A 20,240-nucleotide genomic window follows, 5' to 3' on the forward strand; every position below is an offset into this window, starting at 1 on the left:
ATGTCGCAATCCACACCGAGCCAGAAGGCCCTCACTCATTTCAAGATCACATCACCGTGAACCCCGTCACCAACCTCCGTGGTCAATACACCTAGGTCGTGGTCGCCCAGGCCCCGCAGGCCAGGGCGCAGCGGCGGGCGCAGCAGCTGGTCACCGTCGTAGGGCCAGACCGGGGCCGGCGGCGGCTCGGCCTGGTCGCCGGTGCGGGGCGTAATTTCGCCCTGCGGGGCGGAACCCGGCCGGGGTCGGCCGTGGCGCGGGCAAACTTGTTCTCCTTCGCGTTCGGCCGCACCAGGCGCCAGAGCTGGTGACCGGTCACGATCTTCAGGACGGCGACGGCGCGCAGGACGTCCGCGCGCAGGTCGTTGGAGGAGCCGCCCGGGTTGGCCTTGGGGGTCTTGCGGACGCGCCCTCGCGGCGCGGCGGCCGGGGCCTGGCCGTCGGGGTCGCATGTGCCACCGGCCATCGGCCCTGCTCAGGGGACGACGTTGATGAAGCTCATCATGCCGTTGTCCTCATGTGCCGCGATGTGGCAGTGGAACAGCCATCTGCCGGTGTAGTCGGTGAAGGGGACTCGCAACACCACCTCTCCGGGCACGCCGTTCACGGCGTGCGGCACCAAGACGATGTCCTGCTGGTGGGTGTAGGGCTGGGGCATGCCGTTTACCGACATCACCTGGAAGTGGTTGGTGTGCAGGTGGAAGGGGTGGTCCTCGCCGCTGAGGTTACGGACGGTCCATTCCTCGACGGTGCCGAGGCGGGCGGGTGTGTCGAAGACGGAGGTGTCCATCGAGAACTGTGTGCCGTTGATGTAGAAGACGGTCCCCGCGTCGTTCTCGGACAGGTCCAGGGAGCGGTGCCGGGCGATCGGCGCGGGGGAGAGGTCCCTCGGTGCGGTGGGCATGGCGCCGGAGACGGTGGGCAGCCGGTGCACGGGGTGGCCGGCCACCACGATGTCGGCCAGGGCCACGTCGGGGTAGGAGTCCCCCTGGGGGCCGTTGCTGTACGCGGTGGTGCGCAGGATCGCTTTGCGCGGGCCACCGACCGCGGTGACGAGCACGTCGTAACGCTTGCCCGGGGGCAGCAGGAGCGTGTCGGCGGTGGTCGTCCGCGCGACGGGAGTGCCGTCCTCGCCGATGACGGTGAAGTGACGGCCGTCCAGCTGCAGTTGGTAGAAGATGTCGGCTCCCGCGTTGACGAGGCGCCACAGCTGTGTCTGCCCCGGCTTCATAAACAGGACCGGCCGCAGCTGTCCGTTGACCAGCCGCACCGTCGGCGCGTTCGAGTCGATCGACGTGGTGGCGGTGTTCTGGACGATGTGACCAGAGGCGTCGATCTGTGCGTCTTTCAGAACGAAGGTGTGTGCGGGGATGTGCCGCAGCGGCCGGGGGAGCAGCGTGCGGTCGTCGCCGACGAGCAGCGCACCGGACAGACCCGCGAAGATCTGGTTCTCCACGTCGCCCGGGACGAAGTCGGAGGCGGACATGTCCCGCGCGGCCGGTGAGCCGGACGGCGGGCAGGCGGTGCTCATGGCGTGGCTGTGATACCAGTACGTGCCGAGTGGATGCTCGGCCGGGATGGCCAGCGAGTAGGTGATGGAGCTGCCCGGAGACACACACAGAAAGGGGTTGTCCGAGTGGTCCGACGGTGAGACGTGCAGGCCGTGAAAGTGCAGGTTGGTGGCGACCGGCAGGTGGTTGACCAGATGGACGACGACGATCGAACCGGGTGTCACGCGGATGGTGGGGGCAACGAACACACCGTTGTACGACTGGCCCCACACCTTGCGTCCGGACAGGTCGAACCGCGTCGAGGCCGCGTCCAGGGTGATGGTCAGATCCTGGTGGGTTTCGGTGTCGACGGGGTCGCGGAAGGGCGCTCCAGCGGTCATCCCCCCTTCCTGAGCGGCGGTGGACGGCGGCGAGTCGGGCGACGCTGTCGATACCGCGACGGCCTCGGTCCAGAAGGTCGCCGACATCAGCAGGACCACCGCCGTCAGCGCGCGGATCAGGCGTCTCCTTCGTGGCGGCAGGAGGTGTTCGGGGTGGGGCGTTCTTCCGGGGTCGTCGGACATCGGTGCTCCGTTTCGTGTCGTGCGGCAGGAGGTTCCACACGGCGCGGCATCCATCGATCGTCGGCCGAGGAGACGGCTTGTTCGCCCGTCAGCTCGCGCGGGATGGCCCGGCGGTGCCGACTGTCGGGGAGTGCCGACGCGCGGATCGGTGCTGCGGCCGTCAGGTGTACGCGGGCTGTTCTTCGAGGATCGCGGCGATGTGGCGCGCCTTGTCGCCGATGGCGGCGGGCAGCTGGTCGAAGGCGCGTGGGTCGTCGGCGTGGGGATAGCGGAAGGCCTGCAGGACCGTCTGTGCCTCGGTCGCGGGGCGTTCTTCCTCGCCGGTGGCCTTCCGGCAGACGCGCTGTTGGGCGATGAAGTGCCAGGTGGACCCGGTCTCACCGTCACGGATGGCGCGGCGCAGGGGCTCGGGCATCGGGTCGTTCTCGAACATGGCCGGACTGTGCCGCAAGCCGGGGCCGCAGGCGCAGAGCCGCGCCGCCGCGGAAGCTGATGGATTCCCCGAACGGGTGAGCTGCGTTCCATGCGGCCGCCGCCTGGGGTGAGTCGCCTTGCTCAGGCCCGGGGGCTTGCGTTTCCATCGGCTCGGGCCTGTGGGCGTCCGGCCGCGCAACGGACGACCCCCCGTTGGGAGTTCGGTCGCCCTGCTGTCCTTCGGCCAGGCAGGTTCCGTTACCTTGCCGCATGTGACCAAGAACCCTTCACCAACCTCCCCGCTCAGACAATTGGCGGCCTATGTCGACCTCGTCCACCCTCCCGGGGGAGAGCCGCTTCCCGGGGCACCCAGGAAGTCCCGCTTCGGTCCGGTCTCTCCGCGCCTCGACCAGGAGCTAGAGAAGCTGCGGAACCGAGTCGCGGCGCTCGAAGGACTGGAAGTTGCTCAGCCGCAACGTCGTAATCTTCACTCGTGCTCCCCACGCTCACCGCACCGGCCCAGCCGTAGGCTATCGGCGATCTGACGCACCGTCCGAAACTTCGGGCTGGCGGCAACCGCGGCCCGAAGCCATGTCCGACCCTGCGCCATCAGGCCGGGGCGGAGCCCGGCCCGGGAGCGCCCCGTCCAACGCCCGCCGAACACCACAGTCGACAGCTTTCACCGGACACGGACCGTCAGAGCCCGCTACGGCGAACCGTCAGACGGGCGGCCGAGGCCTGCTCGGTGCCGCGCAGTGCGAGGGCGGCGGTGCGGGTGCGCTCCAGCCAGCTCATGACCTGGCGCAGCGGGGCGGGGTCGAGGCCTTGGGTGAGGTCGCGGACGGCCTGGTAGTCGTCGTCGGTCGCATGTAGAAGCCGGCACGCTCCAAGGCGGTGTGGAGGGGCTGGGCGGGGGTGACGCGTGCCCGGCGGGCCTGTCGCCGGGCGCGCGTGTCACGGCTTGGTTGCTCAGACCTGTGCCATGCCGCCGTCGGCGAAGAGTTCGACGCCGGTGATGAAGCTGGAGGCGTCGCTGGCCAGGAAGGCCGCTGCCTTGCCCATCTCGCGGGGGTCGGCGATCCGGCCGGTGGGGTTGCCCTCGCCCATCTTCTGGACCGCGGCGGGGACGGCGTCGGCGCCCTGCGCCATGGCGAGGGCGCTGCGCAGGGACTCGGTGTCCACGGCGCCGGGGCTGAGGACGTTCATGCGGATGCCGGAGCCCTTGATGTCCTGGATCCAGGACCGGATGAAGGCGCGTACCGCGGCCTTGGAGCCGCCGTACAGGCCCATGCCGGCCGGGGGCTGGATGGACGCGGTCGACCCGATGATGACGATGGTGCCGCCATCCGGCAGCAGCGCGATCGCCGGTTGGACGGTGAACAGGACGCCCTTCGCGTTGACGTTGAAGGTCCGGTCGAACTGCTCCTCGGTGATCGCGCCGAGCGCGGCGTGGGCGCCGATGCCGGCGTTGGCCACGACCGTGTCGAGGTGTCCGTGCCGTGCGATGACCTCCTGGTACATCGCCTCCATGTCCGCGAGGTCGGTGACGTCGGCCACGATGCCCGAGGAGTTCGGGCCGATCTGGGCGACCGCCTCGTCCAGCGGCTTCTGCTGGAGGTCGGTGATGACCACGCGGGCGCCCTGGTCCGCGAATTCCTGGGCGATTCCCAGGCCGACGCCGGACGCACCGCCGGTGACCACGGCGACCTTGCCTTCGAGCGGGAGACTCATCGTTTTCTCCTCGGGGTTGAGTGTGTGTCCGCACCCTGCGGACGACGGCGGGTTGTGCTCTACACTCGGAAGTGGAGGCGCCGCCGCTTCTTCGACTGTAAGTGGGGACGCCTCCACTTAGCAACCTCTGGTGAGAAAGGGACCCTCTCGTGACCACGGACACCGAGCGCCCACTGCGGGCCGACGCGCGGCGCAACCGGGAGAAGATCCTCTCCGCGGCCGTGCGCGTCTTCGCGGAAGAGGGGCTTGAGGCACACCTCGAGCGCATCGCCAAGGAGGCGGGCGTAGGCTCCGGCACCCTCTACCGGAACTTCCCCACCCGGGAGGCGCTGATCGAGGCCGCCTACCGCAACGAACTGAGCCGACTGTGCGACGCCGCCCCCAACCTCCTGGCAGCCATGCCACCGCGTGAGGCGCTTCGCGCCTGGATGGGGCGCTTCATCGACTACGCCACCGCGAAACTGGGGATGGCCGAGGCCCTTCGCGCCGTTGTCGACTCCGGCGTCAACCCCTACGCCCAGAGCCGCGAGCTGATCATGAACGCCCTCACCTCGCTCCTGGACGCAGCGACCGCCGCCGGGACCATCCGATCGGACATCAGCCCAGCCGCCATGTTCGCCGCACTCACCGGCGTCGCCCTCGCCTCAGGCAAGCCCGAGGAGCGCGAGCAGGCCGAACGCCTCCTCGACCTCACCCTGGACGGACTCAGGTACGGCACAACGGACTGACGCCGACCCGGAAGTGTCGGCAGAGGACATTCTTCTTGTCTCCGTTTCCGGAGAAGATCTGGTAAGCCTCCACGATGATCTCGGTGCAGTCGAAGGGTGAGACCACGCCCAGGTCAAACCCTCCTCCGCCCGCTCGCGCTCGGCGGCCTCCCGTGCCAGCCGGTCGGTGTCGGCCTGACGGCAGCCGGCGCACAGACCGTCGTCGCCCCAGGGGCCGGCCTGCTCGCACTCGTCCCACCGCTCGTCCGGGAACGGCGCCAAGCAGCGGCTGCAGGCCGGGCGGCACCGCTCGCGCTCCGCCCCCTCCCGCTCCCGGCGGGCCTGCTCGGCGGCGGACCGGTCCAGCAGCGGCTTCATCGGCTCAGGCATTACCGCTCCCCCACACCGGTCGGTGTCCGTCTGCTTCACAACAGGCCTCATTGAGGCCAGGCTGTCCACCCCCGGTGCGCTACCGACACGCCGCACGGCAACACCCGATCGAAGGCAAACCACCGCTGTGGAGTTTCACCACACGCCGAACCCCAGCACCATCACCCCATCATCGACCTGGGCATTCGGCCCGGGACGTTCACCCGCCACGCCCCGCACACGATGTCGAGTAGACGAAGACCGCTCGAGCAGGCAACCATGCCCCGGTGAGCAACGGGCGCCGAGGTGGCCGGCTGCGGGGCGGGCCGTGTTTCCCCCCGGGGATGAACGGGCGTCGGCGAGGCCTGCGGCCGGGCCGGGGCCCGCGGGCGGGGGGAGTTTCGCCTCGGGGCGCGACCGGCACGGGCCGGCCTGCGGGACCGGGGCCGCCGGTCGCCGGCCCCGTTGCGGGCGCGGCCGACGGCGCCGGTACGTCCGTGCTCACGGGGGTGCCGGACGAGGCCCTGGTTTCACCCCGGGGCGAAACCGGGGGCTGCGGGGCGCTTCCGTCGGGGCCGGCGGTCTGGGTGGAGTGGGTGCTCAGGATCCGCTCGGCGAGCTCGCGGTGGCGCGCGGCCAGGTCGTCGGCGGCACGGAGGATCTCCTCCAAGGCTTGGTGGGCAAGGACCCCGTCGCTCTCGCGCTCCGCGCGCTCCAGTTGGAGGAGGAAGCGCTCGTCGTGCCGGCGCAGCGCCCCGCCGAGCTCCAGCAGCTCAACGGCCGGGCCGTCGGCGGGCAGGTCCGCCGGGGGCGGAGTTTCGCCCCGGGGGTTTTCGGCGGCCGCGGTGAGCGCCCGCTCCTGCTTCTCCTTCTCCCGGGCGCGGTCCGCCCTCGACGAGCACGCCTTCGAGCAGTACTTCCTCGGGCGGCCCGTGGCGCTCGGCTCCATCTCCGTGCCGCACACAGTGCAGGTCGGCGCGCCGAACAGCATCGGCTCGGCCATCGACTTCTGCCCCGGGGGAGAAACTCATGATCGGGATGCTAGTTCGGCGCAGCGTCGCCTGTGACTGCGATCGATAGATTGCGAATGCGAGCTGTAGTTTGCGAGCGGTGGTCCGGGCTTCGGTCGAGTCACTGAGTCGTGACACGCTGGTTGGAACCTGGTCACGAGAGGTGGAACCAGTTCGACCGTCGCCGACGCGGAAGCGATCCGGACGTGGCTCGCCCGGACGGTGAGTCGACCGCGGCTCCGGACTCCAGCTCCCGCCGCTGGCGGCTGGGTCAGCGGCGGGTCTCAATCCGCAGGTCGCCCGTGGTCACCCGGCGGATGGGCTCGCTCGCCAGCAGCTCGTGCGGCTGGCCGAGGGCGATCGCGCCCGCCGCGTCGAGCCGGGCCAGCTGGGCGTCCGTCAGCTCGACCGCCAGGGCGCCCAGGTTGTCCTCCAACTGGGTGGGGGTGCGGGCGCCGAGCAGCGTGCTCGTCACGCCCGGCTTCCGCAGCGTCCAGGCCAGCGCCACCTGGGCCGGGGTGTACCCCAGCTCGCCGGCCACCTCCCGGACCACCTCGGCCACGCCGAGGCTGCGTTCGGTGAGGGTGCCCAGGGCGAGATTGTGGCTCCGGCGGGTGCTCCCGTCGGGGCCAGCGCCCGTTGCGCCCACGTCGTCCCGGCCGTACTTGCCGCTGAGCACCCCGCCGCCGAGCGGCGAGTACGGGACCACGCCCAGGCCCAGTTCCCGGGCCATCGGGATCAGGTCGCGCTCCGCGGTGCGTTCGATCAGGCTGTACTCGAGCTGCAGCGCGACCAGCGGCGACCAGCCGCGCAGGTCCGCGATCGCCTGCATCCGGGACACCTGCCAGGCCGGGGTGTTGGAGATCGCCACGTACAGCACCTTGCCCTGCCGGACCAGGTCGTCCAGGCCGCGCAGCACCTCCTCCACCGAGGTCCGGAAGTCCCAGACGTGCAGGTACAGCAGGTCGAGGTAGTCGGTGCCGAGCCGCCGCAGGCTGCCCTCCACCGAGCCGAACAGCGCCTTGCGGTGCCCGCCCCCGGAGTTCGGGTCGCCGGGGCGGCGCAGGGTCGAGTACTTGGTCGCCAGCACCAGGCGTTCGCGCTCCTCGTGGGCGAACTCGCCCAGCAGGCGCTCGGAGCTGCCGTCGGTGTAGGTGTCGGCGGTGTCGAGGAGGTTGCCGCCGAGCCCGACGTAGCGGTCGAACAGCTTGCGGGCCTCGGTCCGCTCGGCACCCCACCCCCATTCGGTGCCGAAGGTCGCGGTGCCCAGGGCCAGCGGTGAGACCCGCAGTCCCGAGCGGCCCAGCAGCCGGTAGTCGTCGAGGGCCAGTGCCATCAGGTTCTCCTGTGCTCGCGTGTGTTCGTGTTCCGTTGCCGGGACCGAGTCTGCGGCGGCGGCGGGCCCCGGATAAGGGAGGGACTTTCCTGGGAAGGCCGGTCCCACCCTGGCGGTTGGACCGGTCATGACGACACGAACCGTGGACACCACCGAGGAGCTGGCCGCCTTCCTGCGTAGCAGGCGCGAACGGCTGGACCCGGACCGGCTGGGCCTGCCCGCGCACCGGCGGGCCCGGCGGACACCCGGACTGCGCCGCGAGGAGGTCGCCGAGCTGGCCGGGGTCAGCACCGACTACGTGGTCCGGCTGGAGCAGGGCCGGGGGCTTCGGCCCTCCGCAGAGGTGCTGGCGGCGCTGGCCCGGGCCCTGCGGCTGGCACCCGGCGAACGCGACTACCTCTTCGACCTGGCCGGACGGCGCCGCCCCGGCGGCACCCGCGGCGGGGCAGCCACCGGCCCGGCGCCGTCGCTGGCCCACCTGGTCGACGAACTCTCCCCGCTGCCCGCCGCGCTGCTGGACCACCGCTACGACCTGCTGGCCTGGAACCCCGAAATGGCCCGGCTGCTACCGGAGTTCGACGCCGTTCCGCCGGAGCGGCGGAACGCGATGTGGCTCTGCCTGCTGCACCCGCCGATGCGCGGCTTCTACGCCGACCGCGAGGGGGTGCTGCGGGACGGCGTCGCCCATCTGCGCGCGGCCTGGGCCGCCCATCCGGAGGACCGGGCACTGGCCGGGCTGATCGCCGAATTCACCGCGCAGGACGAGGACTTCGCCCGGCTCTGGGCCGAGCGGGAGGTCCGCGTCAACGGCCGCGGCCGCAAGCTGCTGCGGCACCCGGCCGTCGGGACGATCGCCGTCGACTTCGAGGTTCTGCTCCCGCTGGAGGACCCGGAGCTGCGGCTTCTGGTCTACCGCGCCGCGGACGACGAGAGCCGCGCGGTCCTGCACCGGCTGTGCGGCGGTGACGGGTGCCAAGAAGGCTGACAACTCACGGTTGGTTGCAAGAAGCGTGACCACTTGGTGCCAACAAGCGTGTCCCACGGACCAGAAACCACAGCTCACCGACCCTCACTGGTTCCAACTGACGTGTCCAGGCTCAGTCACGTTGAGTAGTGGTCATGCGCGGTCTCTGACAGCGCTGCGGCTTGGATCACCTGTCGTCCCAGCGCCGTCCGCTGTCGGACCGGCTCGGTCTGGAGGGAGAGCTGCTGGCAGTGGCGCCGCTGCGGCTCGGTGAGCTGGGGGCGGCGACCAGGCTGCCGACTGTCGCCCGCGCGCACGCGACGCATCTGCTCTGGCAGCGGCACCTGGGCGTCGATCTGGGTGTACGTGGGTCAGAAGGGCTGTCGTAAGGTCCAGAGATCCAGAGACGTCGGGTATGGCTTTCAGGCGGTTGCGCGCGATGGTTCCCGGCACCCGGCCGTCCGGGGTCTCACGACGACTCGACCGCTGATTAGCTGCGGGCCCCTTGGGTGCATCGCTGGGTAGGACCACGCTGGCGGCGGATCAGGCAGATGAGGCTGTCGTGGAGCAGGACCGCGCAGACCCGCACCCGGACCGGCTCGGCAACCGGGCTGGTGGTCACCGCCGGCGGGCCCAGGCGGGTGAGGGCAGGTCAGGACCGGCGCCACCACGAACTGGTGCGCGCCTGTTCGGCGGCCACGGCCTGGACGGCGGTTTGCTCGCGCCCGGCGGCCTCCCGCGCCTCCCAGTCGGCGTCGGCCTGGCGGCAGCCGGCGCACGGCCCGTCGTCGCCCCAGGGGCCGGCCTGCTCGCGCTCCCCCACCGCTCGTCCGGGAACGGCGCCGAGCAGCGATTGCAGGCCGGCCGACGCTGCTCGCGCTCCGCGGCCCCCCGCTCCCGGCGGTCCCGGTCGGCGAGGCCGAGGCGCGGCGAGCAACCGGTCGCCGTCCGGACTGGCCAGCGCCTGGTCAAGGGTGTGCCAGCCGTCCCGACCGAACCGGTGCCACACCGCCCCGTGGCGGCGCAGCAGCGGCAGGGTGGTGGCCACGACCGGCAGCGCCTGGTGGTGGTCTGGGCGGTGATGCCGCGGCCGCCGTACGCGGGCGCGTGCCAGGACGTCTTGGAGCCCGTCTCGACCCCGGTCATGCGGTTCAGCAGGCGCTGGTGGGCCCGCTTGGCCTTCTCCTCCTTCTGCGCCGGGGTGAGCCGCTTCGCTCCGGGCCGGTCGCGCTTGCGGCCGGCCTCCAAGACCAGGGCGACCGGCGGCAGGCCCTCGCGGGCGAGCGCCCATACAAGCCGGCGCTGCCGGAGAGCCACGCTTGGCTGGAGATGGACCGGCTGATCGCCGACATCACCGCTGACCAGTTCGAACCGCCGGGCGCGGCGGTGTGGGTCACCCTCGACCGTAGTTGGCACCAGAGGTTCGGCAATGTCGAGCCGTGCGGGCGGCTGTGGCGGCCGCAGGACGACGAGCTCCTCGACGCCTACGACGAACTGCGGGCGATCGCCGACGCCCGATAGGACGCGCGCCCCTGCCCCTGGGTCACAGGTTCAGCACGTGGGCCCGCTGGATCGTCAAGGCCGGAGCTCAAGCTGCGCCGCGGAGACGCTGATGCGCCCGACGTGATCATCTGTAAGGGTGACATTCGGACGGGGCGTCAGGCACCTCCCTCCCAAATGCTCCTAGCCTGACAGGCATGACATCCACGACCACCGAGACCTCCCAGACCGAGACTTCCCAAGAGGGAGGCCAGCTATGGGTTCAGACCGGTCCGCTCGGCTTCAACAGCCGCGCCCTCACCACCACCTACGCGCTGGTTCCCGAGGTCCCGGCACTCAAGATCCCCTTCCCCGGCGTGTGGGCGGTCTCCTATCACGCCCGCGCATCGTTCCAGTGGAACGAGCGGGGGTCGCTGTGGGTCACAACAGCGTTGTACAAGAACAACGAGATCATGCGCGGCAGTGAGGCAGTATCCGGCATGCAGTTCCCTGAGTGGCAGGGGACGGTGCCTCCGGCGGGCCAGCTCACCGCCGGGCAAACGTTCCTGCAGTCCTTCGACACCGGGGACGTCGTGACGCTGCACGCGCACCTCAACGGAGTCGGCTTCGCCACCATCGTCAGCCAGGACGACGGACGCACCGGGGTCATGGCGCACTGGGTGAGCCCAGCCTTCTGAGCAGGGTGGCGTTCAACGAGCGCCGAACCAACCGCACGGCGGCCGGCGCCGGATGCCGTCCTACCGGCTGACCGACGCTGCGGACTTCCTGGGCCTGGCGGCCAGCGTGCACGCCGCCTATCCACTGGAGACCGGCACGCCCGAGGACGACATCTGCTCCTACCTCCAGCTGAACCACCGGAAGCAGCGCAGCATCGATTCGCAGGCGGCCCGCGAGTACCTGGACGGCCTGCTCGGGTGCCCCGCCCGCCACACGACCATGCGGGCCGATCGCCGACTCTGTCGGCCAGGACCCGGATCACGCCGCGGCGGCGGTCACGCGACCGGCCCGATGCCGAGCTCGGCGAGCAGGCCGCGGATGCGCTGCTCGATCCGGTCGCGGATCGGGCGGACGGCGTCCACGCCCGGCCCGGCCTGCCGCGAGGGCTGATGGCGCCAGGCCCGGCGGCAGGCGGAAGGCCGGCAAGGCGGAACCGCGGGCACAGCCCGGCGCCGAGCCCGGCACGCACCGCGCCGACAGCACCCGGGCCGGCGGCCGGGCATGGGAACCGGCACCCTGGCAGCGGCCGACGGGACCGCGACGAGCCGATACGCACCCCGGCCCAACCGACGGCAACGCGCACCAGGACGACGGGCCGAACGGCACCCCGGCCAAGACGGGCGGGCCTTGAGCGGCACGCCGCAAGCACCGTCGGCGGCGAGACCGGCTTCTTCAACCGGGTCGATCAGCTCCAGCTCCACGCCCGCGACCGGCACGTCGCCAGGATGCTCGCCACCGTCCCGGCCGGCGTCGCCAGACTGGAGGACCTGGAGATCGAGGGCTACGACGGCCAGGTCTGGTGGCCGCTGGTCGATCCGGACGCCGAGGCCATGCCCTGGTGGAAGCTGACCAGCGTCGGGCGCTGACCGGCAGCGCCGCCGATTCCTTGATGGCCGGCCCAGGGTCCGGGGCGGGACATCAAGGAATCGGCGCGAGCCCCGGGGTGACCATCAAGGTGACGGCCTGGCCGCGGTCGGGAGCACAACGCCCTCCCCCACCCGCCCCGCTCCCAACTCTCTCGCCGGTGGCGTCGCGAAGCGAGGCCGCCGGGCCGCCGCGCAGCGGACAACCCGTCACCCCGTCGGCGCGCAGCATCAGGTTGCCGGGATCTTGTCTCCGCTCCTGCTCTGCGCGCCGACTCCCCTGCTCCTCTTCTTCCTCGACGTTCCGGTGCCGGACTTCACCCAGCACCCACTGAGGTGCCCCAGGGAGAAGTAGTCGGCGCCCGCCGACCCATGGACAAACTGCTCTGAGCTGCGCAAACGCCACTTCCGGCGGCACCGCTGACGCAACCCCGAGTAGCAAGCTCAAGTAGCAACCCCGAGTAGCAACCTCCAGAAGCAACCTCAGAGGCAACACGTATCGGGTCGGCCGCAGCCTTGTGCCTTTGCATCACAGTCGGCCACTTTGCAGGGTTGGTGGCCATCGTTTCCGCGCCACTTGGCCAGCCTGAGCACACCGATCGGCCAGCACGTCAGCTCACCCCGCCCCACCGGTTCCAACGACGTCCCGGCTCATGACTACATCCCATTCGAGCACCCTGTACGGATATCGATACATAGGTGGCTTTGATCACGGTCTGGGGCCGGCGAGGCGGGCGTTCTTGTCTCCGTAGCGAGGGTCTGTGGAGGGTGCAACGAGTCGGTCACGGTCCTTCCGAAGGAAGGAGGCCGCATCCACATCGCCCCGCCCTTGGAACCAGCCAATTTTGCTGTTGTACACGGCTATCGCCGCCTGGTAGGCCTCCTCGCAGGTGGCTTGCCCCATCAGGGCCAGGTCTATCTCTATGTCAGGGCGACAGAACTCCCTGTGCCAATCCTTGAGATTGATGAACTTGTCGGAGTATCCGAAAAATGCGACCGCTCCTTTGTCGACAACGTCGAGACCCAGGGAGTAGCCGCAATCACAGGCAAGCATGTGGATGATCTTTCCGGCGACCTCGGCAGGGTCATACTTTCCCACCCTCAAGACTTCGGCGAGTGGACCCGAGTTCCCTTCCTTGTACCATCCTTGCAGGATGGACGACTGTCCGTGGCCACCCGCGGTGACATAGCCACCGTTGAAGGACAGCAATGCCTCCTCCACTTTATCTCGCTTGTCGTCCTGGCCGATGATGCGCTTTTGGTTCTTGTTGAAAATACTTGTTGTCACCGCCGGGTAGAGATATTCCTCCCGCGCTTCGTATATCCACAAGGTGGCGTTATCGTCGTCGGTGTTCGCGTCGATGAGCAACAGCATGTCCGGCGAGACGAGAAAGCCCGCCATGCCGCCGACCTGCATCGAGGCCTGATACAGGTCATTGTGGTCGAGCTGCCCTATGGCCACATTCGCCTCCACGTATGTCACGCTCGCGAAGGCCATAAGGCCGTAGAGGATCGCCGGGATTGCCGTCCCGCCGCTGAGCACGGTGATCGCTGCCACCGCCACCCCGACGACCACCGCGACCGCGACCTGCACCAGTACGCTCAACCAGCCTGTGACGTCTCCCTCCGCGATACCGGGAGCCGGTCCGTAGAGCGGGTAGAGAGCATCTTCAATGGTCTGGACCACATCGCTCGTTGGGCAGGTCTGGAGTTGAAGCACGAAGCCGACGGAGGGCGGGGCGGTGACCGAGACCACCCAGTGGCCCGCTTGTGGGTTCACGACCGCGACGGCCCACGGCTGTCCGTCCTGCGTGAGGACGAACACCCCGTCGCTGTTCGTGTCCTGGTCGTAGACCTGGTTCGCGGGGTCGATCAGCATCACGTACGAGCCGGCGGGAAACGCCGGCTGGTCGCCGTCGGACATGATCGAGAAGAACAAGGCGGGCACGCCCTCCTCCACCTGGATGGCGCGGACCTGGCTGATCGACTCACCCTGGGCGCCGCCCACGCTCATCTGGCAGAAATCGTAACCATTCGCCCCGCTCGTCCACACACAGCTGACGCAGGGGAGGAATGCGACGGATCCGACCTCCACGGCCCCGTTGTTGTTGGGCGACAGGTCCGCAAAGGTGTTGTCGAGAGTCCAGTAACCTCGCAGAGTTTCGTTTTCCTGCACGTTATGGGCGAACGAGGCCTGTACGATCTGGTCGCCCTGGAGCGCACAGTTCCAGACTCCCACGTTCATCACCATGCCGACCAATTTCTGGTCGCTCGAGTTCGCACCGATCAGGATCGGCGACGAGTTGTTCACATTGAGCGGCGGACCGCCCGCCCCCGAATGCAGCACCACCCCGTCGAACAGGATCTGCATCGAGACGCCCTGGCGAATGGCGACGAGCGTGTGACAGGCGCCATCGAAGATCAGCGTCGGGCCACTCCCAAGCTGGTAAGTGACGGAACCGTCGCTGGTGAGGAACGTGATGCTCGAGTCCGGGTTCACGGTCAGCGAGAATCCGCCCTGCTGGTCGATGCGTGAGACGACTGGACCACCGGCATCCATCATGACCATCGCCGCGACGGAGAAATCGCCGATCCAGAAGTCGTATGCCGGGTCGGAGCCCACCGAGAGGTACGATCCCGACCCGAGTGCGGCAGCGTACAAATCCATCCCAGGTCACTTCTTCTCACTGTCCGAAAAACAGCTTCTTCATCGTCGCTGAAGCACTCTCTCCGATCCCCCGGGCATGCCTGCGCGGGTCGGAGAATCTACGAGGAGCGACTTTCCTGGACAACCTCCACGGACATCTCGATCGCGCCTTGCACGATCTCGAGCAGGTCCTTTCCCATGGCGCTCTGCGCCTCCAGCTCCGCGATAGCGGTAGTGAGGTCGACCTCTGTGTGACCGTAGAGGATGTCGTGCCACTCGCCCGCCAACCACCGCGCACGCACAAGCGCGATCCACTCCTCGGTGGATACCGTCTGTGGCGCGGCCACCGTCTCCGGCTGCCCGAGCACACGCTCAAGGGGCACCGGCTGCCGCGTCCTGCGGTCGATCCCAGAGGGGAGCCCGAGCAGCCTGTTGCGTACAGCTTCGTCCATCGTTACCCCTCGTGTTGGTAGCGCCCGGTGCAAGCCGGCACAGCGCCATCACGCCTTGTGCTCCATCCCGCTATCGGGCCTCGATGGCTGATCATCCGTGTCCCTACGCACGTGGGCGTCACCAGCAGACCAGGGCGTCGACCGGCAATACGCCTTCCAGCCTGCGCCTGTCGCTCAGCAGATGCATGTCGAAGAGCCACCGACAGCCCGTCAGCCCCGGCGGCTCGGACCGAACGGTTGGTCCCCACACCGCCATCGCTGGACCGCTGCCAGGACGAGCGGTGACAGTTCGGCGACGTGCCGCGGCGATGGCTGCTTGGTTGGCCAGCCTGAACACACCGCTCGGCCAGTACGCGACGGGCCGAACCGCCTGAACGACGTGGTGATGTCGCCCGGCGAAAGCCGTAGCGCCGCTTGGCCGATTCACCCTGGTCAACGAGGCGCCCACCCGTTGGCTAAGCAGGCGCGCGGCGCCCACCGGCGCGGCCGGTTCCCCGAACATCACCCCGCCGGTCAGCGCCACTGGTAGGGACGCGCGGAGCATGCCAGGCTCGGGATCGCTCTCACGGGTCGTGCACAGTCGCAGCGGGTTCTGATTGGCGAACAGGGCGGTTCCGCCAGGGGTACAGATCTCCGCCAGTTCGTTCCAGGTCGCTGTCGTACAGACCAGTTCGGCGTAGGTGACTCCGGATGCTTTCACCATTCGCTCCCGGCAGACCGGGTCCCGGTCCTCTGTCGCCTTCTGGGCGGGAAGGCCCAGTAACTCCCGCAAGCGCTCGATCATGCGCCACTCTCTCCTCGTCTTGGCGACGCCGGGACCGTAGAGCCCATCGGCGTCCGTCATGGGGCTTCGCTGGAAGATCGGCAGTCAGCCGATGGCTGCTTCGGCGACGTCGGCGGCCGGGGTGCCGGTTCGCTGCGCCCACGTCTGGACGGTGGCGGCCAGGGCGAGGGCGGCGCCGTCGGTGACGTGGTGGCCGCCGTGCTGGACGATGAGCTTCTGGACCGAGCGGTGCGCGCGGCCCTTGCGCGCGAGGGCAAGGATGTCGCGGGCGGCCCGCTCGCCGCGCCAGTGTCCGGCGGGCAGGGCGGTGCCTTGGAGCAGGCCGGCGGGGATGTCGCTGGTGGTGTTGGCCGACCAGGCGCCCAGCAGGGACAGGGCCAGGCCGGCGGCGTGCGAGGTGGTGACCGGCTGTTCGGCGGTGGAGTCCGGGCCGAGGGAGTCGAGTAGGCGGGCGGCGTGCTCAGTCTCGTCGGCGGCGATCGAGGCGACGACCTGGCGCAGCAGCGCGGCCGCGTCGCTGCGGGCTCGTCCGGTAGGGGTGAACAGCGCGGTGTTGTAGCGGGCGACGGCGCGGTCCAGGGCGGCTTGGAGCGTGGGGAGGTCGGTCGGGTCGGTGTCTTCGGTGATGCCCTCGTCGGCGAGCAGCGGGGCGATCTCGCGCCACATCTCGTCGGCCATGCCGGTGCGTTGCTGGATGGCGATCAGAGCGGGAGACTCAGGGGCGTCGAGTCGCAGGTCGGTCATGGCGGCCATGGTCGCACCTCGGTTTCGGCGGCAGGGCTCGAACAGGGGGATCCGCTCGAACGGGGAGTGGCTGGAGAGGATCCGCTGCCCTGTGGGCGGTGGCGGTGGTAGGGGTGTGGGGCGGCCGTCCGGCGGCGGAGAGCGATCAGGGCGAGAGCAGCGGGACCTGCTGGCGGCGCTCGGCATCGACTCAGTCATCCGGCGGTCTCGCACTCCCTAGACTTGCTACATGAACTCGACTTCCGTGCGCCCGAGTTGGGACTCGATGCCGCCGATGATCCGGTCGTATGTAGAAGCCCGCTTGAACACCGGTGTGGTGCGGGACTCGACGGCCGGCGGCGGGTACACGCCGGGGCTTGCCTCGCGCCTGGTGCTGGCCGACGGCCGCGAGGTCTTCCTGAAGGATGTCGCGCTCCTCCTCCAGCTCGCGGATCCTCTTGCGTGCGGCCGCGAGCTCGGCCTGGACCGTGTCTCCGTCCGGGGCCGGCGCGAGGGAGCCCGCAGCTGAGTGCGAGACGGGACGGCGTCCGTCGGCGGCCCGGATCCAGTTGCGCGGAGTCCCGGTGCTCACCCCGAGATCCTCGGCGACCGACTTGATCGTCGCGCCCGGCCGGGACCGGTACAACGCGACCGCGTCCACCTTGAACCGCGGCGGGTAGTGCTTCATCACCATCTGTGCGGGACTCCTGTCCACCTGGACCATCAAGATCCAAGTGTCTCTGGCGTCCAACATCCGGGTTCAGGGCCCAACTTCGCGGCGACCCGGGCCTTGGACATGGTGGAGCGGTCGACCTCGACCAGGAGTACCGGCACCCCGATCTCCGGGGCCTGGAACACCGTGTCCGGGCGCACCTTGCGCTTACTGCCCGGCAATGCGAACTCGACCTCCGTCGTCCAGGACGTCACCGGGCCGATCCCGCCCGGGGAGTCGGTTGTGAGTGCCCCGGTCTCGGCGGCTTGGCAGTGTCATGAGGAGGTGGGCGGGGTCCAGTTGGTGGGCAGACCGGACTGGGTGAGGACGGCGTTGAGGTTGTAGTAGTCCTGGTTGGAGGTGATCTGGCGGTGGCTGTCTAGGTCGAGGAGGGTGGCCATCGGCACGGCGAAGGGCTTGGGTGCGCCCTTGAGGTGGCCGGAGTAGATGGCCTCGATGGTGATGTGATCGCCGTCGTGGTAGGCGGCTCGTACGGTGACGTGAACGTTGTCGATGCTGCTGTCGGCGCGGGCCTTCCAACCGGAGATCTCCTGGCGACCATGGAAGGTGACGCCCACAGCCTGATCGGTGTAGGTGCCGTCTGTGGCGAACAGGGCGCCAAGCGCCTGGGGGTCAGTGCCGTTCCAGGCGGCGGCCCAGCTGGAGACGATCCTCGGCAGGTGCTGCTTGGCGGGCTGCGCGGCAGCGGCGGTGCTGGTGAGCGCGGTGGCGACCGCCGCTGCGCCGATCAGCGTGGTCATGGCGCGGGGCGAGCTGAGCTTCATGGTGACGTTCTCCTTCGGGTGCTGGCATACCGCCCGGGCCGAGTGACCCGTTCGCGTTCGTTAGAAGTTGTAACACCATTGATCTGCGAGAGTCAATAGCGAAAGTTACATGCTCTAACAGAGTGCGGTTCGGCCAGTCGCCGGCGAGTGTTCAACGCGCAGAACAGCCGGCCACCAGGGCCAAGCAGGCGACGTCGGCCTTGACCTTGTCCCGGGCCTGATGGGGGACTGTAGAATCTCGCGGCTCATGGCATGAGAGACAGCCTGCTGCCCGTCCCTGGCTCCGACCCGGGCGGTGGAGGTCGCTCGGCAATGGGTGCGCTCGGGCTGCTCGTTGTTGGAGCTTGAGGAGTGGATGGCGGGGCTCGGCGTCCACGGCGCTTCGGTAGCAGGCGACTGCCTCGAGCGGGGGCTGTCAGTGCGGTCCTTGAACGTCGTGGTCGACGGGATGCACGTGCGCCGCCGCCTTCGCGGGGGCGAGAGCGTCGACAGCGTCCTGGCGCTCGCCGCCATCCACGGCAACACGCTGGCCGACTGCCCCTGACCTGTGACGGCGAAGTTGGGACGGTTGTCACCGAAGTTGGGAACAGTACCGGTTTGTGACAGCGAAGTTGGAAAGCACTGGCGCAAGCGGTGCGCCACCGATCGGTGGCCCCGTGGATCCGTCGCGCTGTCGGGCATGAGCTCAATCGGACGGCGTGCCCGGGGACCACACGCCGAGCCACTGCTCGGCGCCGTAGTCCTCGAACCGCTCCACCTCGGTGAACCCCAGCTTCGCCGCGACGCGCATCGAGGCCTCATTGGCGGTCTGGGTGGAGAGCACCACCGGCTCGCCGGGAAGCGCGCCGGCGAACCAGTTGAGCGTCGCCGCGCACGCCTCAGTTGCGTACCCGCGTCCCCATACCTGCGGCAGAAACATGTAGCCGAGCTCGACCTCCCCGCCTTCCGGACGGATGTGGCCCTTGCGTTCCGGGTCGCGCCGATCGAGCGTGATCATGCCGATCGTTGTTCCGTTGAGCCCGACCACGAAGAAGCCGAAGCGCTGCCCGGGCACCTCGGGCATCGCGCGCTCGAGCTCGTCACGCGGTCGGGAGCCGCCGACGTAGGTGCCCACCTCTGGCGAGGCGAACAACTCGATGAACGCGGCACGGTCCCGGGCCTCGGACTCGCGGAGCACGAGCCGATCGGTCCTGATGGGGGCAGGTGGCCAGGCGACGGGGTGCACCGTGATCTCATCCGACATGGAACGGCTCCTGATCCTCTCGGCCACACGGTTCGACCTCGTATGACCACTGCGGGCAACGACTTCTGACGTTGCCGCACATCGAGACGCGCTCCGACGAGATGCCAGTTGCGTGCGCCCGGAAAGATCCGCCGGGCAGGAGCTTCAGACGCCGGCAGCGGCAGCGGCTTCTGACCCGTCGGCCCGATCTGGATGTCCGTCTGCATCAGCCTACCCACCAGATCCGTGACCAGGGCTCCGGACCACAGCAGGTGGAAGAGGACCGGCAGCCGGTCCCTGACCCGTTGTCCCAACTTCGGTGACAACGCTATTTTGTGACACCAAAGTTGGGCGAACTGAGCAACCGGTACTCCCGCCCTGCCCGGGCCCCCGGCCGCCGGGCATGGTCGCGCCGGTCACCCGCTGAGTCGTCCCCGCGTAGCAGGTCGACCAGTCGCTCGGCCGCGTCCGGGCGCCCGTGGGCGCGGGCCTGCTGTGCCATGGCGGCGATCAGCACCACAAGGATCACGACCCAGACCACAGCGGGGAGCCTGAGGACCTGCTCCTCTCGGAGCGACCCGTCAGGCTCGGTCGGCTTCTCCTGGGCGCGCCCGGCATCCGGGGCCTGCTGTGGCTGCAGCGCCCCCACCCGCTCCGGGGCCGCAAGGCCCCGGAGCCCACTTGGAAGAGGCCGGGCCGGACGGCGGTTGGGGGCGGCGACACCGTACCGGTCAAGCTCGGGGTCTGGATCTCCAATACCAAGACCTGGCGGACCAAGCTCACCGAGGCGCAGCTGACCGCGCTCGCCGAACTCGGACTCGACTGGCGCTGACCCGCGCAGGCCCGGTGCCCGCCGAGAGGCGCTCCAGGCCGTCGCCGCCAGCCTGTGCCCGGGCCACCCGCGTGCCCCGGCCCCGTGGGAAGCTGCATCCCGCCGGCCAGCGGACACGACATCGGCTTGACGCCCAAAACCGCACCACGATGACGTCGTACTCGCTAATGCCGCCGCTGACCAGGCATCATCCCGCCGGCCGCCTCGACAAGCCGTTGCAGCCCACGACGACAGCGAAACGCAACCTCACAGGCATCGCGGCTCCTCACGTCCGTCGGCCTCGCGTAGCCTCCGCGCCCGTAGAAGACGCCGGGCACGGGAACCGAGGAAGAAGCCGAGGAAGCCGAGACCAGCCGTGACCAGACCGTTGACCACCGCATTCGCATCGTTCACCGCGC

General features: G+C 69.5%; 21 protein-coding genes and 1 pseudogene. 8 read left to right on the top strand and 14 right to left on the bottom strand.

Annotation, left to right across the window (positions count from 1 at the left end; all coding sequences use genetic code 11):
- Positions 1-475: 475 nt before the first annotated feature.
- From ACIGXM_RS31565 to ACIGXM_RS31575, 3 genes are all read right to left on the bottom strand, one after another.
- Positions 476-2,074, bottom strand: coding sequence for a multicopper oxidase family protein (locus ACIGXM_RS31565; RefSeq protein WP_396566935.1), 1,599 nt, complete (start codon positions 2,072-2,074; stop codon positions 476-478).
- Positions 2,075-2,234: 160 nt separating this feature from the next.
- The gene (locus tag ACIGXM_RS31570; RefSeq protein ID WP_396566937.1) at positions 2,235-2,507 is read right to left on the bottom strand and encodes a hypothetical protein; all 273 of its coding nucleotides are present in this window, start codon (positions 2,505-2,507) and stop codon (positions 2,235-2,237) included.
- Positions 2,508-3,457: 950 nt separating this feature from the next.
- Positions 3,458-4,219, bottom strand: a complete 762-nt coding sequence (locus ACIGXM_RS31575) for an SDR family NAD(P)-dependent oxidoreductase (RefSeq protein WP_396566939.1) — start codon at positions 4,217-4,219, stop codon at positions 3,458-3,460.
- Between the two features lie 149 nt (positions 4,220-4,368).
- Between ACIGXM_RS31575 and ACIGXM_RS31580 the strand changes: the two genes are divergently transcribed.
- On the top strand, positions 4,369-4,947 hold the full coding sequence (locus tag ACIGXM_RS31580; protein WP_396566941.1) for a TetR/AcrR family transcriptional regulator: 579 nt from the start codon (positions 4,369-4,371) through the stop codon (positions 4,945-4,947).
- 1,193 nt (positions 4,948-6,140) lie between these two features.
- Positions 6,141-6,362, top strand: a complete 222-nt coding sequence (locus tag ACIGXM_RS31585; protein WP_396566943.1) for a hypothetical protein — start codon at positions 6,141-6,143, stop codon at positions 6,360-6,362.
- A gap of 214 nt (positions 6,363-6,576) precedes the next feature.
- On the opposite strand, the gene ACIGXM_RS31590 is transcribed toward ACIGXM_RS31585, so the two are convergent.
- Positions 6,577-7,641 (bottom strand): aldo/keto reductase, encoded by a 1,065-nt coding sequence (locus ACIGXM_RS31590; RefSeq protein ID WP_396566945.1) that lies wholly within the window; start codon positions 7,639-7,641, stop codon positions 6,577-6,579.
- Between the two features lie 127 nt (positions 7,642-7,768).
- On the opposite strand from ACIGXM_RS31590, the gene ACIGXM_RS31595 reads away from it, so the two are divergent.
- Positions 7,769-8,626: a helix-turn-helix domain-containing protein gene (locus ACIGXM_RS31595; protein ID WP_396566947.1), complete on the top strand. Its 858-nt coding sequence runs from the start codon at positions 7,769-7,771 to the stop codon at positions 8,624-8,626.
- Positions 8,627-8,787: 161 nt separating this feature from the next.
- Positions 8,788-8,994, top strand: a complete 207-nt coding sequence (locus ACIGXM_RS31600) for a hypothetical protein (RefSeq protein WP_396566949.1) — start codon at positions 8,788-8,790, stop codon at positions 8,992-8,994.
- Between the two features lie 263 nt (positions 8,995-9,257).
- On the opposite strand, the gene ACIGXM_RS31605 is transcribed toward ACIGXM_RS31600, so the two are convergent.
- On the bottom strand, positions 9,258-9,653 hold the full coding sequence (locus ACIGXM_RS31605; RefSeq protein WP_396566951.1) for a hypothetical protein: 396 nt from the start codon (positions 9,651-9,653) through the stop codon (positions 9,258-9,260).
- Positions 9,654-9,934: 281 nt separating this feature from the next.
- Here ACIGXM_RS31605 and ACIGXM_RS31610 point away from each other — a divergent pair, with 281 nt between their 5' ends.
- A complete protein-coding gene (locus ACIGXM_RS31610; RefSeq protein ID WP_396566953.1) occupies positions 9,935-10,126 on the top strand; it encodes a hypothetical protein in 192 nt (63 codons plus the stop codon).
- Positions 10,127-10,302: 176 nt separating this feature from the next.
- Complete coding sequence (locus tag ACIGXM_RS31615; RefSeq protein ID WP_396566955.1) at positions 10,303-10,782, top strand: hypothetical protein; 480 nt, start codon at positions 10,303-10,305, stop codon at positions 10,780-10,782.
- Positions 10,783-11,097: 315 nt separating this feature from the next.
- On the opposite strand, the pseudogene ACIGXM_RS31620 reads toward ACIGXM_RS31615, so the two are convergent.
- Positions 11,098-11,196, bottom strand: a pseudogene (locus ACIGXM_RS31620) (phosphotyrosine protein phosphatase); the annotation flags it as partial.
- 351 nt (positions 11,197-11,547) lie between these two features.
- On the opposite strand from ACIGXM_RS31620, the gene ACIGXM_RS31625 reads away from it, so the two are divergent.
- On the top strand, positions 11,548-11,688 hold the full coding sequence (locus tag ACIGXM_RS31625) for a hypothetical protein (protein WP_396566957.1): 141 nt from the start codon (positions 11,548-11,550) through the stop codon (positions 11,686-11,688).
- A 706-nt stretch (positions 11,689-12,394) separates the two neighbouring features.
- On the opposite strand, the gene ACIGXM_RS31630 is transcribed toward ACIGXM_RS31625, so the two are convergent.
- From ACIGXM_RS31630 to ACIGXM_RS31660, 7 genes are all read right to left on the bottom strand, one after another.
- A complete protein-coding gene (locus ACIGXM_RS31630) occupies positions 12,395-14,353 on the bottom strand; it encodes a LamG domain-containing protein (RefSeq protein ID WP_396566959.1) in 1,959 nt (652 codons plus the stop codon).
- 98 nt (positions 14,354-14,451) lie between these two features.
- Entirely contained in the window at positions 14,452-14,784 is a 333-nt protein-coding gene (locus ACIGXM_RS31635) for a hypothetical protein (RefSeq protein WP_396566961.1), read from the bottom strand.
- Positions 14,785-14,902: 118 nt separating this feature from the next.
- Complete coding sequence (locus ACIGXM_RS31640) at positions 14,903-15,568, bottom strand: hypothetical protein (protein WP_396566963.1); 666 nt, start codon at positions 15,566-15,568, stop codon at positions 14,903-14,905.
- Between the two features lie 84 nt (positions 15,569-15,652).
- A complete protein-coding gene (locus ACIGXM_RS31645) occupies positions 15,653-16,312 on the bottom strand; it encodes a hypothetical protein (protein ID WP_396566965.1) in 660 nt (219 codons plus the stop codon).
- Positions 16,313-16,502: 190 nt separating this feature from the next.
- Positions 16,503-17,045 (bottom strand): transposase, encoded by a 543-nt coding sequence (locus ACIGXM_RS31650; protein WP_396566967.1) that lies wholly within the window; start codon positions 17,043-17,045, stop codon positions 16,503-16,505.
- Between the two features lie 233 nt (positions 17,046-17,278).
- Entirely contained in the window at positions 17,279-17,788 is a 510-nt protein-coding gene (locus ACIGXM_RS31655) for a nuclear transport factor 2 family protein (protein WP_396566969.1), read from the bottom strand.
- Between the two features lie 685 nt (positions 17,789-18,473).
- Positions 18,474-19,031, bottom strand: coding sequence for a GNAT family N-acetyltransferase (locus ACIGXM_RS31660; RefSeq protein WP_396566971.1), 558 nt, complete (start codon positions 19,029-19,031; stop codon positions 18,474-18,476).
- Positions 19,032-19,488: 457 nt separating this feature from the next.
- On the opposite strand from ACIGXM_RS31660, the gene ACIGXM_RS31665 reads away from it, so the two are divergent.
- A complete protein-coding gene (locus ACIGXM_RS31665; RefSeq protein WP_396566973.1) occupies positions 19,489-19,842 on the top strand; it encodes a hypothetical protein in 354 nt (117 codons plus the stop codon).
- Positions 19,843-20,088: 246 nt separating this feature from the next.
- On the opposite strand, the gene ACIGXM_RS31670 is transcribed toward ACIGXM_RS31665, so the two are convergent.
- Positions 20,089-20,235, bottom strand: coding sequence for a hypothetical protein (locus ACIGXM_RS31670; RefSeq protein WP_396566975.1), 147 nt, complete (start codon positions 20,233-20,235; stop codon positions 20,089-20,091).
- Between the last annotated feature and the right edge of the window lie 5 nt (positions 20,236-20,240).

The organism is Kitasatospora sp. NPDC052896 (assembly GCF_044547075.1).
In the GTDB taxonomy this organism is placed as follows: domain Bacteria; phylum Actinomycetota; class Actinomycetes; order Streptomycetales; family Streptomycetaceae; genus Kitasatospora.

Coding starts and splice junctions, on each gene's coding strand:
- ACIGXM_RS31595 (WP_396566947.1), top strand. CDS start 7,769: ATGACGACACGAACCGTGGACACCACCGAGGAGCTGGCCGCCTTCCTG.
- ACIGXM_RS31590 (WP_396566945.1), bottom strand. CDS start 7,641: ATGGCACTGGCCCTCGACGACTACCGGCTGCTGGGCCGCTCGGGACTG.
- ACIGXM_RS31635 (WP_396566961.1), bottom strand. CDS start 14,784: ATGGACGAAGCTGTACGCAACAGGCTGCTCGGGCTCCCCTCTGGGATC.
- ACIGXM_RS31610 (WP_396566953.1), top strand. CDS start 9,935: ATGGACCGGCTGATCGCCGACATCACCGCTGACCAGTTCGAACCGCCG.
- ACIGXM_RS31570 (WP_396566937.1), bottom strand. CDS start 2,507: ATGTTCGAGAACGACCCGATGCCCGAGCCCCTGCGCCGCGCCATCCGT.
- ACIGXM_RS31645 (WP_396566965.1), bottom strand. CDS start 16,312: ATGACCGACCTGCGACTCGACGCCCCTGAGTCTCCCGCTCTGATCGCC.
- ACIGXM_RS31630 (WP_396566959.1), bottom strand. CDS start 14,353: ATGGATTTGTACGCTGCCGCACTCGGGTCGGGATCGTACCTCTCGGTG.
- ACIGXM_RS31625 (WP_396566957.1), top strand. CDS start 11,548: ATGCTCGCCACCGTCCCGGCCGGCGTCGCCAGACTGGAGGACCTGGAG.
- ACIGXM_RS31655 (WP_396566969.1), bottom strand. CDS start 17,788: ATGAAGCTCAGCTCGCCCCGCGCCATGACCACGCTGATCGGCGCAGCG.
- ACIGXM_RS31640 (WP_396566963.1), bottom strand. CDS start 15,568: ATGATCGAGCGCTTGCGGGAGTTACTGGGCCTTCCCGCCCAGAAGGCG.
- ACIGXM_RS31575 (WP_396566939.1), bottom strand. CDS start 4,219: ATGAGTCTCCCGCTCGAAGGCAAGGTCGCCGTGGTCACCGGCGGTGCG.
- ACIGXM_RS31615 (WP_396566955.1), top strand. CDS start 10,303: ATGACATCCACGACCACCGAGACCTCCCAGACCGAGACTTCCCAAGAG.
- ACIGXM_RS31565 (WP_396566935.1), bottom strand. CDS start 2,074: ATGTCCGACGACCCCGGAAGAACGCCCCACCCCGAACACCTCCTGCCG.
- ACIGXM_RS31650 (WP_396566967.1), bottom strand. CDS start 17,045: ATGTTGGACGCCAGAGACACTTGGATCTTGATGGTCCAGGTGGACAGG.
- ACIGXM_RS31660 (WP_396566971.1), bottom strand. CDS start 19,031: ATGTCGGATGAGATCACGGTGCACCCCGTCGCCTGGCCACCTGCCCCC.